16 protein-coding genes are annotated in these 14,342 nt (G+C 37.2%); 3 read left to right on the forward strand and 13 right to left on the reverse strand.

Translation table 11 applies throughout. The features are described from left to right. Positions 1-83 precede the first annotated feature (83 nt). Positions 84-1,094 (forward strand): type I glyceraldehyde-3-phosphate dehydrogenase, encoded by a 1,011-nt coding sequence (gap, locus tag BUF13_RS03005; RefSeq protein ID WP_073570251.1) that lies wholly within the window; start codon positions 84-86, stop codon positions 1,092-1,094. 3 nt (positions 1,095-1,097) lie between these two features. Here gap and BUF13_RS03010 read toward each other — a convergent pair whose 3' ends face one another. Together BUF13_RS03010 and BUF13_RS03015 are read right to left on the reverse strand one after the other, a co-directional pair. Next, positions 1,098-1,715: a DUF6134 family protein gene (locus BUF13_RS03010; RefSeq protein WP_083586350.1), complete on the reverse strand. Its 618-nt coding sequence runs from the start codon at positions 1,713-1,715 to the stop codon at positions 1,098-1,100. A 20-nt stretch (positions 1,716-1,735) separates the two neighbouring features. Next, complete coding sequence (locus BUF13_RS03015) at positions 1,736-2,359, reverse strand: TIGR04282 family arsenosugar biosynthesis glycosyltransferase (protein WP_073570252.1); 624 nt, start codon at positions 2,357-2,359, stop codon at positions 1,736-1,738. 146 nt (positions 2,360-2,505) lie between these two features. Here BUF13_RS03015 and BUF13_RS03020 point away from each other — a divergent pair, with 146 nt between their 5' ends. Further along, positions 2,506-3,141: a peroxiredoxin gene (locus tag BUF13_RS03020; protein ID WP_073570253.1), complete on the forward strand. Its 636-nt coding sequence runs from the start codon at positions 2,506-2,508 to the stop codon at positions 3,139-3,141. A gap of 34 nt (positions 3,142-3,175) precedes the next feature. Here the strand turns inward: BUF13_RS03020 and BUF13_RS03025 are convergent, their stop codons facing one another. The 8 genes from BUF13_RS03025 to BUF13_RS03060 all read right to left on the reverse strand — a co-directional run bounded on the left by BUF13_RS03025 (position 3,176) and on the right by BUF13_RS03060 (position 11,153). Then, positions 3,176-3,841: a beta/alpha barrel domain-containing protein gene (locus BUF13_RS03025; RefSeq protein ID WP_073570254.1), complete on the reverse strand. Its 666-nt coding sequence runs from the start codon at positions 3,839-3,841 to the stop codon at positions 3,176-3,178. A gap of 2 nt (positions 3,842-3,843) precedes the next feature. Then, on the reverse strand, positions 3,844-4,833 hold the full coding sequence (locus tag BUF13_RS03030) for a sugar kinase (protein ID WP_134204314.1): 990 nt from the start codon (positions 4,831-4,833) through the stop codon (positions 3,844-3,846). 144 nt (positions 4,834-4,977) lie between these two features. Then, positions 4,978-5,604: a hypothetical protein gene (locus BUF13_RS03035; RefSeq protein ID WP_073570256.1), complete on the reverse strand. Its 627-nt coding sequence runs from the start codon at positions 5,602-5,604 to the stop codon at positions 4,978-4,980. Between the two features lie 127 nt (positions 5,605-5,731). After that, positions 5,732-6,016 (reverse strand): DUF1330 domain-containing protein, encoded by a 285-nt coding sequence (locus BUF13_RS03040; RefSeq protein ID WP_073570257.1) that lies wholly within the window; start codon positions 6,014-6,016, stop codon positions 5,732-5,734. Positions 6,017-6,029: 13 nt separating this feature from the next. Further along, a complete protein-coding gene (locus BUF13_RS03045) occupies positions 6,030-7,421 on the reverse strand; it encodes a TolC family protein (protein ID WP_073570258.1) in 1,392 nt (463 codons plus the stop codon). Next, complete coding sequence (locus tag BUF13_RS03050; RefSeq protein WP_073570259.1) at positions 7,418-8,773, reverse strand: HlyD family secretion protein; 1,356 nt, start codon at positions 8,771-8,773, stop codon at positions 7,418-7,420. Before BUF13_RS03050 ends, BUF13_RS03045 begins: the two co-directional genes overlap by 4 nt. A gap of 3 nt (positions 8,774-8,776) precedes the next feature. Further along, positions 8,777-10,483 (reverse strand): peptidase domain-containing ABC transporter, encoded by a 1,707-nt coding sequence (locus BUF13_RS03055; protein ID WP_073570260.1) that lies wholly within the window; start codon positions 10,481-10,483, stop codon positions 8,777-8,779. Then, positions 10,476-11,153: a TetR/AcrR family transcriptional regulator gene (locus BUF13_RS03060; protein WP_073570261.1), complete on the reverse strand. Its 678-nt coding sequence runs from the start codon at positions 11,151-11,153 to the stop codon at positions 10,476-10,478. Before BUF13_RS03060 ends, BUF13_RS03055 begins: the two co-directional genes overlap by 8 nt. 220 nt (positions 11,154-11,373) lie before the next feature. On the opposite strand from BUF13_RS03060, the gene BUF13_RS03065 reads away from it, so the two are divergent. Beyond that, positions 11,374-12,903 carry a BCCT family transporter gene (locus tag BUF13_RS03065; protein ID WP_073570262.1) on the forward strand — a complete coding sequence of 510 codons (1,530 nt, stop codon included), beginning with the start codon at positions 11,374-11,376 and terminating at the stop codon, positions 12,901-12,903. Here the strand turns inward: BUF13_RS03065 and BUF13_RS03070 are convergent. From BUF13_RS03070 to BUF13_RS03080, 3 genes are all read right to left on the reverse strand, one after another. Next, the gene (locus BUF13_RS03070; RefSeq protein ID WP_262710358.1) at positions 12,895-13,251 is read right to left on the reverse strand and encodes a DUF983 domain-containing protein; all 357 of its coding nucleotides are present in this window, start codon (positions 13,249-13,251) and stop codon (positions 12,895-12,897) included. The genes BUF13_RS03065 and BUF13_RS03070 overlap by 9 nt on opposite strands. A gap of 133 nt (positions 13,252-13,384) precedes the next feature. Continuing rightward, positions 13,385-13,591, reverse strand: coding sequence for a hypothetical protein (locus BUF13_RS03075; protein WP_073570264.1), 207 nt, complete (start codon positions 13,589-13,591; stop codon positions 13,385-13,387). A gap of 3 nt (positions 13,592-13,594) precedes the next feature. Beyond that, positions 13,595-14,137, reverse strand: coding sequence for a DUF4920 domain-containing protein (locus BUF13_RS03080; protein ID WP_073570265.1), 543 nt, complete (start codon positions 14,135-14,137; stop codon positions 13,595-13,597). Between the last annotated feature and the right edge of the window lie 205 nt (positions 14,138-14,342).

The raw sequence follows: 14,342 nt of genomic DNA on the forward strand, positions 1-14,342 counted from the left end.
AGCTGAACCAAAGCAATTAAAATTTCTTTTCTGGACTTGAATTCCTTTTTCCTACTTTTGTTTACTCATAGAAAAGCCCGAATATGAACCAACCGACACGCATTGCCATCAATGGATTTGGAAGAATAGGAAGATACACTACCAAGCTGATTTTGGAGCACCCAGAATTTGAATTGGTGGCCATCAATGATCTTGCAGATGATCATGCGATAGCCCATCTTTTGAAATATGATTCTATCCATGGAAAGATGGATGCAAGTATTTCTGTTTCGGAAGGAAAATTGAAAGTAGGTAAAAACACCATTCAGCTTTTGAGTCAATCAGATCCTGAAAAGCTTCCTTGGAAAGAATTGGATATCGATGTGGTGATCGAAAGCACGGGAAGGTTTACTGATCGTGCCGGTTCAGAAAAACATATCTCGGCAGGAGCCAAAAAAGTAATCATCTCTGCCCCTTCCCAAGATCCTAGCATCAAAATGGTTGTTCTTGGGGTAAATGAAGGAATCTTAGATGGAAATGAAAAAATTGTTTCCAATGCTTCCTGCACGACCAATTGCTTGGCTCCTATGATTCAGGTTTTGGAAAAGCACTTTGGAATTGAAAAGGGATATGCTTCGACGGTTCATTCTTACACGAATGATCAAAACCTGCATGATGCACCTCACAGAGATCTGAGAAGGGCTAGAGCGGCTGCTTATTCCATTATTCCGACCACAACCAATGCAGGTAAAGCTTTGGATCGAGTGATGCCTGAAATCGAAGGGAAAATTGAGGCCTCTGCGATGCGTGTACCCGTTCCAGATGGTTCCTTGACCGATTTGATCATTGAGCTAAAAACAGAGGCTACAGTCGGGCAAATAAATCAAGCCTATTTGGATGCATCTGAAAACGAATTAAAGGGTATTATTCAGGTAGAAAATGATCCGATCGTTTCAATGGATATCATTGGGAATCCCTACTCCTGTATCATCGATTCTTCCTTAACTTCTTCGAAAGGAAATATGGTGAAAATAGTAGGTTGGTATGACAATGAAGCGGGTTACGCAAATCGGTTGGTGCAGCTATCGGGACTTTTGGCAAGTCACTTAGGATAGGATTTAATAAATCCTCTGCATGATGAAATTCTTGATGGGGTTTTCAATCATCACTTTATCGAGAACTCCATCGAGGTAATAGAAGTGATTTTTGTGACCATTGATAGTAATTTCAAATACATCAGGTTCAATTTCTACAATGGGACTTGTAAGTCCATATGTTTCCGAAATGATCACATCTCCAACTTTGGGTTTCTGAAAATATAATTCACTGATACTGCTATAAATAGGGAAATCAATTGGCTTTTGATTTTCATATTTATAGGTATTGGCATTGATTTGATAATGATTCTCCTTCCATTCGATTTTTGATAAGAAATCACCCTTGTTGGTTTTAGAATCTACCGTTGAAAAAATATACTGTCCATCTCGGAACATACATTTGATTCGGTGATCTAAAAAGATCTTTCCAAAGAACCAGAAGTTTACCTGGCTATGTAAATCATACACAGAATTTTGGTCTGAAGAGCCTGTTTTGGCGACTTCCATTTCCCCTATTGTGATTCCTAGGACTTTGATAGCAAAGGCGGCAGAATCAACTCTTTGACCATAGGATTTGGGTACCATGAAAATTCCAAAACCAATTAGAATGATGGTTAAAATCAGTTTTGGACTTTTCATTGGATTATATGATATCTTCGTTAAAATTTGTCGGATAAGCCTTCTTTTGAGTTTTTTTCCAAATAGGCATTCCAATCATCTTCGGTATCAATATCATTTAAAACCTCCAAAACTCCATAGCTTAAATCTGATTCTTTAAATTTTTCCGTTGTCTCATTATAGACGCTTGAAGTACTCCAGATCATATTTTTAAATAGCTCAGGATGATAAGATTTCATCCCTAGCAAATAATACCCTCCATCTGAAGCAGGCCCTATTACAGCATCTTTTTCATCCAAAATATCAAAGGCTTGATGAAGAAGTTCAGGGGAAATTTCAGGACAATCAGTCCCAATAATGATTATTTTTTCAAATCCTTTTTCAAATGATTCCAAAAATGAATAGCTCATTTTGTTTCCCAAATCTCCTTTTTTTTGAAGTCCAAAACTATAATTTCCTTTGGAAGTGTCATCAGGAATAAATTCTGAAAAATAGATGATTTTATGGTATGGAGTTAAATCAACAACTGAGTGAGTTAAGCCCAAAAGATATCGGTAGATTTCCAGTGCTTTTTCAGCGCCGATAGTCTCAGCCAATCGGGTTTTTACTTTCCCTAATTTTGGATTTTTCTCAAAGACTATAATTGCGCAGGTTTCCGGGGACAATTTTGATGATTTTTATTAAGTCAAATTGATATGTCGAAAGGTAAGCCAAACTAATTATGGAAGAAATTATTCAAAAAAAAAATGGTGAAAATGGAACATTTTAAGTCATTTACCTATTAACCCTATAGACTTTAACTAATTTAATTATGACACTAAGATTAGGTGACCTTGCACCAAATTTTCAAGCGGAAACAACTGAGGGAAACATTGATTTTTATGAGTATCTAGGAGACGGCTGGGGAGTTCTTTTCTCCCACCCTGCTGATTATACTCCGGTCTGCACCACCGAGTTAGGCACAGTAGCGAAACTAAAAGATGAATTCGCAAAAAGAAACACGAAAGTGATGGCGCTTTCAGTTGATGGAGTCGAAAGTCACAAAGGTTGGATTTCGGATATCAATGAAACTCAGCACACCGAAGTGAATTTTCCAATTATTGCCGATGAGGACAAAAAGATTTCGGAATTGTATGATATGATTCATCCCAACTCAAACGAAAACTTTACTGTTAGATCTGTATTTGTGATTGGAAATGACAAGAAAATCAAATTGATCATTACTTATCCAGCCAGTACAGGCCGTAATTTTGATGAATTGCTTCGTGTAATTGATTCACTTCAATTGACAGCAAACTATTCAGTAGCTACTCCGGCTAACTGGAAAAAGGGTGAAGATGTAGTGATCGCTCCAGCTATCAAGAATGAGGATATACCAGCGAAGTTCCCAAAAGGACATAAAGTGATTAAACCTTATTTGAGAACTACTCCACAACCGGATTTATAAAAAAATAGAAGGGGCTTTAAAAGCCCCTATTTTATTAATTCCCTTTTAACTGCTTTACAGTTTCCATCACCACTTTAATGGATTCGGCTATTTCTTTGAATTTGCCTTCTTGTACGAGGTCTTTTCTAAAAAGCTGTGATCCCATTCCCACACAAAGAACTCCTGCATCAAACCAGGGTTTAATACTTTCCATACTTGGTTCGACACCACCTGTTGGAATGATTTCTATTTTTGGCAATACTGCATGAATTGCTTTTACAAATGCTGGAGTTAAGATATTTGCAGGATAGATTTTCACCAATTCTGCTCCCAATTCCTGAGCATTCCAAACTTCTGTGACACTTCCACATCCAGGGATCCAGGGAACATCATTACTAGCACAATATTCTCCCAACTTCGGGTTCATAACAGGTGCGACAATAAATTCAGCTCCCATATCCAAAAACTCTTCAGCCTCTCTTGGATGATAAATGGTTCCAATACCCAAGCTTAAACCAGGCATCTGATCAGCCATTTTTCTTAAGGCTGGAAAAATACTTGGAGCTTCTTTCCCTCTGTTTACCATCTCTATGACCCTGATTCCGCCTTCATAGGCAGTTTCCAGCATCTTTAGACATAGACTTTCACTTGGATTAAAAAATATGGGCATGACGCCAGCGGCGTTCATTTTTTGTATAAAAGGGCTTGATGGATTTCTCATTTTTATCTTTTGATTTTTCCGGAAGTTCCCGCTGCAACTTCTTCTACTTCTTCTTTACTTGATAATAGTATATCTCCTGGAACTGAATGTTTTAAAACACCTGAAGCCAAAGCAAATTCAATGGCTTCTTGAGGCTCCAAATTTTGCAATCCATAAATTAAACCAGCAGCGTAGGCATCTCCTGTACCGACTCGATCAATTATTGGATTGACATCATAGTTCTGACTAGAAAAGACTTCATAGGCAGTATAAAGTTCACCGGAGATTGCATTATCTGAGGCACTACGAGTGATTCTGTTCGTTTTACTGATATATTTCAAATCTTTGAAAGTTTCAAAGGCATAGGTTTTGGCTTCCTCGAAACTATCGAAATCCTTGTTTAGACATTGACTAAAATCTCTAGCTCCAGCTATCATGACTGTAGTCAATTCCATTAACTCTGGCATAATTTCATGGGCCTTCTTCCCATATTGCCAAAGATTACTTCTGTAATTCAAATCCCCTGAAACAGGGATATTTTGACTCCTTGCTGCTTTTAAGATTCGCTTAGTAAGATCTGCTGATTGTTGGGAAATAGCCGGAGAAATACCTGACCAATGAACCCATGAAACAGATTTCATTTCTTCATCCCAATCTGTTTCACTTCCATCATATTGAGAAAAACTGGAATCAAATCGATCATAAATAATTTTAGAACTTCTTTGCAAGGCTCCATTCTCGAGAAAATATACTCCCAATCTTCCCGGTAAAAATTTCACATACTCAGTAGAAATTCCATTCTGACGAAGTTGTGCTGCTGCTCTCTTTCCCAATTCATGATCCGGAAATGCAGTAACATGGCTAACTGACTCACCCCAATAGGCTAAAGCTGAACCAACATTGGCTTCAGAGCCTCCAAATTCTACATGAAACTCATCTGTTTGGGCAAAGCGGCTATTTCCGGGCGGAGAAAGTCTCAACATCACCTCTCCAAGGGTGATTATTTTTTTCATGATAATTCCTTTGATTCAAATCGAACTCAAATTAGAAAATCGAGGAAGAATCTGTGGGATTAAGAGAGAAAAAATTAGCGGAATCGAATGCAAAAAAAAGGGAGCGAATAATTCACTCCCTTTTTTTCCGATTTAAGATTCGAATTATTTAAACATTAATTCTGCAACGATTGAAGATTCTCCTGCTCCTGTATATGGATTATAAAATCCTGTAACTTTTCCGCTGCCAGAGGCATTTTCAAAGATTCCCATGCCACCTACAACAGTCACTTCTGCTTCGAATTCTACTCTATCTTCTGAAACAGGAACTCCATTGTTCGTTCCAGAAGAAAAGAATAAGGCATTTCCTTTTTTATCTACTGTCACAGAATGTATATCATCAGAAAGATTTGTAATTCCCAATGCCGCTAATTCTTCTGCAAAAACCAAAGAGACAGGTGCTCCTTCTGTAGTAATTGGATCTAATGCTTTTTGATTAATGAAAGAAAGTGACTTGCCAATAAAAGTGGCGTTTCCTACACCAGTGCCAGGTAAATAGAATCCAGACTCAGTTCCAAATGGGAAAATTGAGTTTGAAAACTTCTCTTGATAGCGATAAAAATCGCCTTTTCTTAAATTTTCCCCGCCAGTAACTACCTCTTCAGCAATTTCTTTTTCTACAGTAAGATCCTCATTAAGAGGTGTTTCACTCTCCGAAATACAGGAGAAAGTCAGGATTGATAGAGCTACTAAAAATGAATAAGCCCTACCCGTAAAGTGAATTTTTCTCATTTGAATAATTTTTAGGGTGATTGAATTAAATGGTGATTTGGTTTGAAAATACTAAAATTTTAATTTCAGAATAGAATACTCTAAACATCAATTAATTGCATTTCATACCAATAAAAATGCCAATTTTTTAAAATTCAATCAATAAAAATTTTGCTTTGCTTCCTTGAGCTCTAATTTCCTTTGCTTTTTGATATTCCTTTGAATAATACCAATCTTTTGCACTTTTCTTATCCGGAAACTCAAGCATAACTAAACGATCATGATTCCACTCCCCTTCTAACGCCTCTACCGGATTCCCTCGTAGCACGAATTTACCTCCATATTTTTCAACAGTTGCTGGAGTATTTTTTTTGTATTCATCATATGCAACAGGATCCTGAATATCCGCTTCGACAATAATGTATGCTGGCATGGCTTTATTGAGGTTAATTTTGAAAGCCTAAACCAGCTGCAACTCTAGTCTTGGCTATGGCAATTTGGTATTTGGCTAAAAGTTCATTTAAAGTCAATCTGGAATCAAATACTGACACCTCTCTTGCATTTACTAGAAACAAACTACTTTCTCCAATTTCAAACTTCCTCATTTCTCCGGCAAGTAGTCTTTCGAGACTCTCAACATTGGTATCATATATAGAAACCTGATTTCCTATAGTTTTTAAGTTATTGATTTCAGACTCCAATTTGGTTCGTAGCTGCAATTCCTTCAATTCTCTACTATTCTCCTTGATATCAATTTTTGCTTTGGTCATTCCTAGAGAACCGCGAGCTTTCCTCCATAGAAGTGGTGTATAAACTGAAACTCCAAACTTGTAATTATTTTCAAAAAATTGGGATTGCTCAAAACCATCCATGCTTTCAACCAAGAAATTGTATTTAAGCTTAACCACCGGTAAGATGGATTGCCCTTTTAGCTTTTTATCAATTTCCAAACCGGCAATTTCATAATTAACCAATTGCAAATCAGGATGTGCTCCTACTGCATTCCTTAATTCTTCTGGATCCACGATGTGATCAATTTCCTCCGATAAATCAGAAGGGATCAAAAGAGGGTCTAAAATCATGGGTTCTTCTTCCTCATTCCATAAAAAAGAATTCAAAATCTGACCTGCTGCGAAAAATTGATTTTGGGCGTTTTCAAGCCTGTATTGACGATTTAGCAACTGAGTGTAAGCTTCTACTGTATCAATAGCAGCTACGTCGCCCTGCTCAAAACTCTTGATGATCCCTTCATATCTAAACTGGGTCAATTCAACAGCTTCCTGAATTGCTTGAAGGTTTGCATAAGTCAAAGACCAATTCCAATAAGCTTCAAACCCCTTCAAATAAAGCTCATTTAACATTTTCTGCCGTTCTACTTGAGTGGCATCTTGATAAATTTGAGCTTGTCTTAAGGCGGCCCTTCTTTCATCCATGATTAGACCTTGTCCAACATTGACAGAAGCTCCAGCAGCAAACAACCCTCCATTTGGCACAGTACTTTCAGGGTTTAAATAATATCCAGAGTTCTGTTCGAAAGTTCCATTTAGCTCAATCCCAGCCCAAGTTGGGATACTCAAGCCTGCCTCCCTTTTATCGTAATACAAGGTTTCCTTGTAATCCTTTTTATCCAAGTTGCCATAAAGTAAAGGATCAAATCCGCCTCTTGCAGTTCTGACCTGCATATCACCTAATCTCAACTGGATATCAGCTTGTCTGGCCAGGGGATGATAGCTTTGTATCCATTCCAAAAACACCTCAAATTGTAAGGTGTCCGTCCCTTGGCCCTGACTGTTGAAGATCAGTAAAACAGAAAAAATTACAGTGAATAGGTATTTCATTTTTTCTCTTTTGCCAATTGATCTTTTTGTTCTTGGGTATAGTAGTCGGCAGGGAAACCGTTTAGCTGTCGCCAGATTTCATACCAGACAGGTACATCGTTCAATAAGGCAATTCCATCTGCACCAGAACCCATTCTCAACATTTCTGGCCAAGGCTCTTCCTCAGGATCTTCTATTACCAATACTCGGTATTGATTATTGGATCCTGCAAATTGATCCATAGCAACTACAACTCCCCCAAATGTACCATTCGAAATTTGAGGCCATCCGGAGAATACAATCGCAGGCCACCCGTCAAAAATAAAGCGGACTTTATTTCCCACTTTGATTAAAGGAAGATCAACTGGCTGGACATACATTTCTACAGCCAATGAAGCATCAGCAGGTACGATATTCAAAATAGCATCTCCTTCTTTGATGGTTTCTCCTATACCTACTTGTATAGCCCTAGCTAAATACCCATTCTGTGGAGCCAAAATATAGCGAAATCCAGTCCTCGCTTCATAGTTGGAATATTGGTTTTCCAATTTGGAAACTGTGGCTTCTGCATCAAACTGAGAAGACATAGCAGAATACATATCGGATTCAGCCTTTGCTAATTTGTCTTTGAATTCATTGTCAATAGTTTCCAACTCAATCTGTGCTGAGATCAAAGCATTTTGACTACTTAGATAGTCATTTTCTGCAGCAATTACTTTCGTTTGGACATCCTGAAACTTTAACCTTCTGCTTTCTAGATCTGTCAAAGATCTTAGTCCTTCTTTATACAGGGCTTCCCAGCGTTCCAATTGTTGTGCTCCAATCTCATAATTAACCTGTGCTTGTTGAAATTTGATACTATCAGATTCCACCTTCAGCTCAGCCATTTTAAGTTTATTGTTTGCCTGTTGGATCTTTAAAATATTGTTCCTTTTTAATGCTTCGATTTGATTTTTGAGAGCATCTACTTTACCACCATAAGATTGGGCAGACAAGGCTTTTGAATCGACCTGTTGTTGGGTTCTAGGTAAAAGTAAAGAATCGAAATATTCATCCTTAATCTCAGAAATCTGAAGTATAGTATCTCCTTTTGCTACATAAGCACCTTCACTGACATACCACTTTTCGATTCGACCCGCAATGATAGAGTGAATTGTTTGAGGTCTCTGATCTGGTCTCAAAGCTGTCACATATCCTTTGGATCGAACATTTTGAGTCCATGGAAGAAAGAGGATCAAAAAGAAAACTAAAACGACAGCCGTCAAAATTCTAACTCTCTTTTGAGCTTCCTTAACAGGAAGAGTCATCACGAGACTTTTCGCCCCGCTGAATGGGATTGACTCTTTTATTTTTGTTCTGGAAATATTCAGCATGACTTAAAGAGCTTTATTTTTGAATGTTTGATAGGATGCCTGGTCTCCTTTAAATGCGACTTTTCCGCCATCCAGAACGATTAATTCATCAGCTAACTTGATGGCATTTTCATCTTTGGTGACTACTATCAGTGTCCATTCACCAGTCATGAGGTAGTTAATGATTCGCTTTTTGACATCCTCATACAAATGCAACAATGCATTTTCCATAATCATGGCCTTTGGCTTACCCATTAAAGATCTTGCTACCAAAATACTCTGGACCAATCTTTTAGAAAGTCCTTTACCTTCAGGTTGAAGTTCTGTATTGAGATCATCAGGCAATTGATAGATGTAGTCTTTCAAATCCACCAAATCCAAAATGAAATCCAATTGCTTCTCGTCAAATTCACGACCTACGATGATATTTTCCTGGATAGTCCCATGGAAAATCTGCTCCATTTCCAGACAATCCCCTACCATAGATCTGAATTTGTCCAATTGGATCATATCGATCGATAAATCATTAACCATGATTTTTCCTTGGTACTCCTCATATAATCCTGACAGCAATGCCAATAAGGCGGATTTTCCACTACCACTTTCACCGGTAACAACCACCTTTTGGCCTGGATTGATGGTTAGTGATATATCAGATAGAATAGGTTTTTTAGCATCTATTGGTTGAAATGATACGTTTTCCATTCCAAACTTCAATCCTTTTGGTTCAGAAGTGATTACTTTCTCGTTCCCTTTAGGATTCTCCAATTCCAAGTCCATGATATGCCCCAGTTTTTCTGTGGCCACCAAAGTGTCATAAACTGTTTCAAGTGAAAGAATCAGTTTTTCAACAGAGTTTACTACTAATACAATGATTACCTCGGCAGCCACAAATTGGCCGATACTAATTTGATCATTGATCAACAACAAACTTCCTGCAACCAATAAACTGGAAACGATCAATACCTTAAAGGCAATCATGATCTTATATTGAAAAATCAATACAGCAAAATGTTTCGAGCGAAAGTCCACATAGTATTGCAAAAGCTTATCTGCCCTCAGTATTGGAAGACGACTATTTCCTACCAATTTGAATGTGTTCAGAGTTCTTCCGATTTCTTCCAACCAATAGGCAGTATCGTATTTATAGGAAGACTCCTTTAAGGCTGTTTCCATGCCTCTTGGTCCTGTGATATAGAAAATCAAACCCAGAATAAATACCAAACCCAATCCAAAAAGAATAAAAGTAGGATGGTAAACTGACAATAAAAGAAGGCCAAAAACTACTTGAAGTAATGCTGTGGAGAAATCAATCAAAATCTTGGAAAGCCCTTTTTGAAGGTTAACTGTATCGAAAAACCTATTGACGATTTCCGGTCCGTATTTTCCATGTAGGATCTCTGCTTTTACCCTAGGTAGTCGGTAAGCAATAGACAAACCTGATTTGGTAAATATTCTTTGCTGCAGTTTCTCCATGATTTGAAGCTGCGAGATTTGAAGAAAACCTCCAAATGCAACACCTGCAGCTACTATTAGCACCAAAATAATCCAAGAAGTAGATATCCTACCACCCAAAATAAAATTCAAAATCGCCTGAATCCCCAAAGGCAAAGTAAGGGTGATCAATCCATTCAGTATGGCGTAAAAATAAATGGAATAGACTTGGCTCTTTTCTTCCCTCAGTAACCTAAAAAAGCGTTTGAGAGGTGTGATACCAGAATTGTTAGTCATGTTGAATGGTGTTTACGACCAATTGATGAAAGAATTGATACCTGGAGGCTGATTGAATGCCATTCTCTGTCATTCCCGGTAAATGTTGGGAATGAAAAGCTTGCATCAGACTGGATTCCAAAACAGTAGAAACCAAGGTTTTTGGGTAGTTATAAGATGGGTTAATTTCGGAAATAATATTGGCTATCCTGTCACTGAATTTATAAACTTGGGTAAAAAGTCCAGTTTCATGTTCTAAATCGACTTCTTTGGTTAAAAAGCCTTTCAAGGCTTCATTTACAACAATATCTCTTAAGGTTTCAGGATTTAAATATTCATTTTTAAGGAAAATTGGACCATCAGACATGAGCCTAATTGCCATCGATAAGCGTTCGGCCGAATCAATCATATTTGCTGTGCCATATACCAAATTGTGCTCCATCCAACCCCAATACCAGGCAGAGAGATAAAGCAAAAGTTTATGTTTATTATCAAAATACCGATAAATAGCAGCCTCTGTACTTCCAATAACTTGTGACAGTTTTTTAAAAGTAAAATGTTCAAGTCCTAATTCTAAAATCATTTTAGACCCTTCTTGAACTATTGATTTTCCCAATTCAGAGCTAAAAGGTTCTTTTTGATACAAACAATTACTGACTTCAACTTTGATTTTGCTCAAAATTGCTTCCATAGTCTTTTTTCGGTTTCGAGTTTTTACGGATTAAACCTAAATAGGTTTAGTAAAACTTCGTGTTTTGTTAGTATTGTTAACAATAAAATAAAGTTAAGGTTTTTTATTGATAAGTTTTACCTGATAAAAAACCATAACTATCTCAATATTAGTATATAGAAATGATTTCATTAACTTATCACTTTGTCCTATGAAGGAATTATCAAACATTTCTTAATTCATGAACTTTCAACAAAAATTTCGGCTACCCATCCGAAAATCAGTTTTTTGGCCTCCAGTTCTTTTCTTGATACTTACCCTTGTTGCATCAATACTCTTTTCTGGAGTTTTTGAAGAAAATATGAAAGGAATACAATCTTGGTTACTCCAAAATTTTTCAATAGGCTATAGTTATCTCTCCTTTTTTATGCTGATACTTATTTGTTGGATCATGGTATCACCACTAGGATCTTATAGAATTGGCGGAAAAGAAGCAAAACCACGTTTGAGTTTTCTTTCATGGTTTGCTATTGTTTTATGTACAACCATTGCAGTAGGAATTCTTTTCTGGGGAAGTGCTGAACCCCTTTCGCACTACCTATTTCCACCTTCTTTTAAAAACATTGAACCAGCAAGCACTGAATCAAAAGAGTTCGCATTGGGCGCTCTCTTTTTTCATTGGGGGTTTACACCCTATGCGATCTATGCCGTACCAGCTTTAACTTTTGGTCTTTTATACTATCATGGTAAAAATTCCTTTGAATTAGGCTTGATGATCAAACCACTTTTTGGGTCAAACTTGCCAAGTTTTTTGAAAAATGGAGTTGATATGCTCAGTCTCTTTGCAATGGTTTCTGGAATGGCTGGAGCTTTAGGTGCCGGAATTTTAAGTTTATCTGGTGGGATTTTGCACTTAAGTCCGAATTCATCTCAAGTAGCTGTACCAGCTATAATCACTATTTGCATTGTCAGCACGTTCATAATTTCAGCTAGTACCGGGATTGAAAAAGGAATCAAAAGGCTGTCACTTTTCAATCTGTTTTTCTTTTTCGGGTTTGTACTCGTGTTCCTATTTATTTCCAAAGGGGGTGATTTCCTCAATTCATTGGTTCTAGGGATAGAAAATTATGGAAAAGAGTTTTTAGATCTGAGTCTTCAATTGTCCGGGAAAGGTAATCAATGGACTTATGACTGGTCAGTTTTTAATTTTGCAATGTGGATGGCTTGGGCACCAATGGCCGCTTTATTTTTAGGGAAAATTGCAAAAGGCAGAACAGTCAGAGAATTCATTTTAGTCAATTGTATTCTTCCTGCAGCATTCTGCTTGGTTTGGATGGCAGTATTTGGAGGTAGCACTTTGGGTTTTGCTTCAGCAGATCCTTATATGTATCAGGAAAGCTTTACGGAAAACGGCCCTGAATCCATTATTTACTTACTTTTCAAAGAGATCAATCAGGAAAAGTTGATGACATTTCTATTTTTAATCGGGATGTTTATTTCCTATGTGACAGCAGCTGATTCCAGCACCGAAGCAATGGCCAGTCTATCATTGAAAGGTCAGACCAAAGATGAGTTTAGAATACCAACTGGGATAAAAATCGTTTGGGGTTTGCTTGTAGGTGCAATTGCTTTTGTAATGATCTTTTATTCAGGAATAGATGGAGTAAGAATCCTTTCGGCTATTGGTGGATTTCCCGCGTTCCTTTTTCTAATCCTAATTACAATAAGCTTGCTTTTGCTTTCTATCAATCCTTCAAAATATCTAGATTGATTTCTTTTCTTTGTATTTTAATTTCCCCATACCATAGAGATAAAACACCTTAGAAAACCGAAGCATTGCAGGCAACAATAAAATATTGATTACCACAATAGTGGTCAGATACATCCAAAGTTCCGGTTCAGCTACTAAAATATTGATTGCTACAAAAACAGTAATCACTAATGCAACAGAAAACGCATAGCTGATATACATAGCACCATCGTAAAACCTTGGCTCAGGTTGGAAGTTTGCATTGCAACAATCACAGCTTTTATTCATATCCGTGAGTTTGTTGAAACTGAAAACTGAAACAGGAAACAAGTTCCCTTTTCTACATTGAGGACATTTAGCGCCTAACATAGACGAAACGATTCCTTTAGCCATATCTTAATAATTTTCCCGAAAGTATAGATTATACACACCTTCGAAAGTGACTTAATTCACAAATGAAAATGATTTTCTGATCCTTAGAGGGCAAGGACCGGGAACTGACTTAAGATCCCAATTCATCCAATTCGTAATCCTTCCCTTTCCCCCATCTCAAAAGCTCTTCGATTGTATAATATTCTAGGGTCTCTAGGTCTTTTACTTTGAAATTGTCACCACTGAGTCTAGACATGATTTCCAATTTACGAACCTCTCCCTGATTGACGAGTAGATATCTCCTACCTACTCGGAGATTGTCAAGAGCTATTGCCATAGATTAAGCTTCTTTCCCTTCAATGATAACTCCCGTAGCCTCAAAAGTGATTTCTCTTTTTGGCTCAGTAATCATTTCGATTTCTTCCTTAGACTTACCTTGATCTTCTGCATAATGACGTTGGGTATCAACATCTGTCTCAGTCATGGTAGCTACGCCTTTCAAAATTATTGGGAAGCCTTGACTATTGGTAGGAACAAAAAATCCATAATCCTTGAAAGTCACTCTCATACTTTCACCATTTGGCAAGTCCATGGTGAACCAACAACCCTTGTTGGTGCAGACTTCCTGGATTTCTCCCTGAATCGTTGCTTCAACAGAACCTTTCTCTTCTACTTCTTTAATTAAATTTGGAATTTGAGTTAATAGGATCTTTGGCTCAGCAAAATCCTCCCCATACTTGCCTGGAACTGTTTCTATTTCACCAACTACTTTTCCCATTTCATGGGTTTCTAAATCTGCAAAAGGATCTTGTGATTTGGAAGAACAAGAAAACAAGACAAGTCCTGAAAGTAATAGCGTGTATATCGAATGTGCCTTTTTCATTTTGATAATTTTTTATAAAAATAGTGGAAGAGAATATAACAGAAGAATTTTCTCTGAATTTTTGAAATCAAAAATAGGCCTAATTTTCAAGATAGACCACACAATCGATTGCGAAAATTTAGGCTTAGAAAACTATTTGAAACAATTTTGCTAACAAATCTTCCAAATCTTTAACAATGCTGTAATTTTACAGGAGATTCTTATA

The organism is Algoriphagus zhangzhouensis (assembly GCF_900148515.1).
In the GTDB taxonomy this organism is placed as follows: domain Bacteria; phylum Bacteroidota; class Bacteroidia; order Cytophagales; family Cyclobacteriaceae; genus Algoriphagus; species Algoriphagus zhangzhouensis.

Bases quoted from the DNA above. Each gene is read 5' to 3' on its own strand.
- BUF13_RS03045 (WP_073570258.1), bottom strand. From the start codon at position 7,421: ATGAAATACCTATTCACTGTAATTTTTTCTGTTTTACTGATCTTCAAC.
- BUF13_RS03075 (WP_073570264.1), bottom strand. From the start codon at position 13,591: ATGGCAATAGCTCTTGACAATCTCCGAGTAGGTAGGAGATATCTACTC.
- BUF13_RS03060 (WP_073570261.1), bottom strand. From the start codon at position 11,153: ATGGAAGCAATTTTGAGCAAAATCAAAGTTGAAGTCAGTAATTGTTTG.
- gap (WP_073570251.1), top strand. From the start codon at position 84: ATGAACCAACCGACACGCATTGCCATCAATGGATTTGGAAGAATAGGA.
- BUF13_RS03065 (WP_073570262.1), top strand. From the start codon at position 11,374: ATGAACTTTCAACAAAAATTTCGGCTACCCATCCGAAAATCAGTTTTT.
- BUF13_RS03070 (WP_262710358.1), bottom strand. From the start codon at position 13,251: ATGTTAGGCGCTAAATGTCCTCAATGTAGAAAAGGGAACTTGTTTCCT.
- BUF13_RS03050 (WP_073570259.1), bottom strand. From the start codon at position 8,773: ATGCTGAATATTTCCAGAACAAAAATAAAAGAGTCAATCCCATTCAGC.
- BUF13_RS03035 (WP_073570256.1), bottom strand. From the start codon at position 5,604: ATGAGAAAAATTCACTTTACGGGTAGGGCTTATTCATTTTTAGTAGCT.
- BUF13_RS03080 (WP_073570265.1), bottom strand. From the start codon at position 14,137: ATGAAAAAGGCACATTCGATATACACGCTATTACTTTCAGGACTTGTC.
- BUF13_RS03030 (WP_134204314.1), bottom strand. From the start codon at position 4,833: ATGAAAAAAATAATCACCCTTGGAGAGGTGATGTTGAGACTTTCTCCG.
- BUF13_RS03040 (WP_073570257.1), bottom strand. From the start codon at position 6,016: ATGCCAGCATACATTATTGTCGAAGCGGATATTCAGGATCCTGTTGCA.
- BUF13_RS03025 (WP_073570254.1), bottom strand. From the start codon at position 3,841: ATGAGAAATCCATCAAGCCCTTTTATACAAAAAATGAACGCCGCTGGC.
- BUF13_RS03010 (WP_083586350.1), bottom strand. From the start codon at position 1,715: ATGAAAAGTCCAAAACTGATTTTAACCATCATTCTAATTGGTTTTGGA.
- BUF13_RS03020 (WP_073570253.1), top strand. From the start codon at position 2,506: ATGACACTAAGATTAGGTGACCTTGCACCAAATTTTCAAGCGGAAACA.
- BUF13_RS03055 (WP_073570260.1), bottom strand. From the start codon at position 10,483: ATGACTAACAATTCTGGTATCACACCTCTCAAACGCTTTTTTAGGTTA.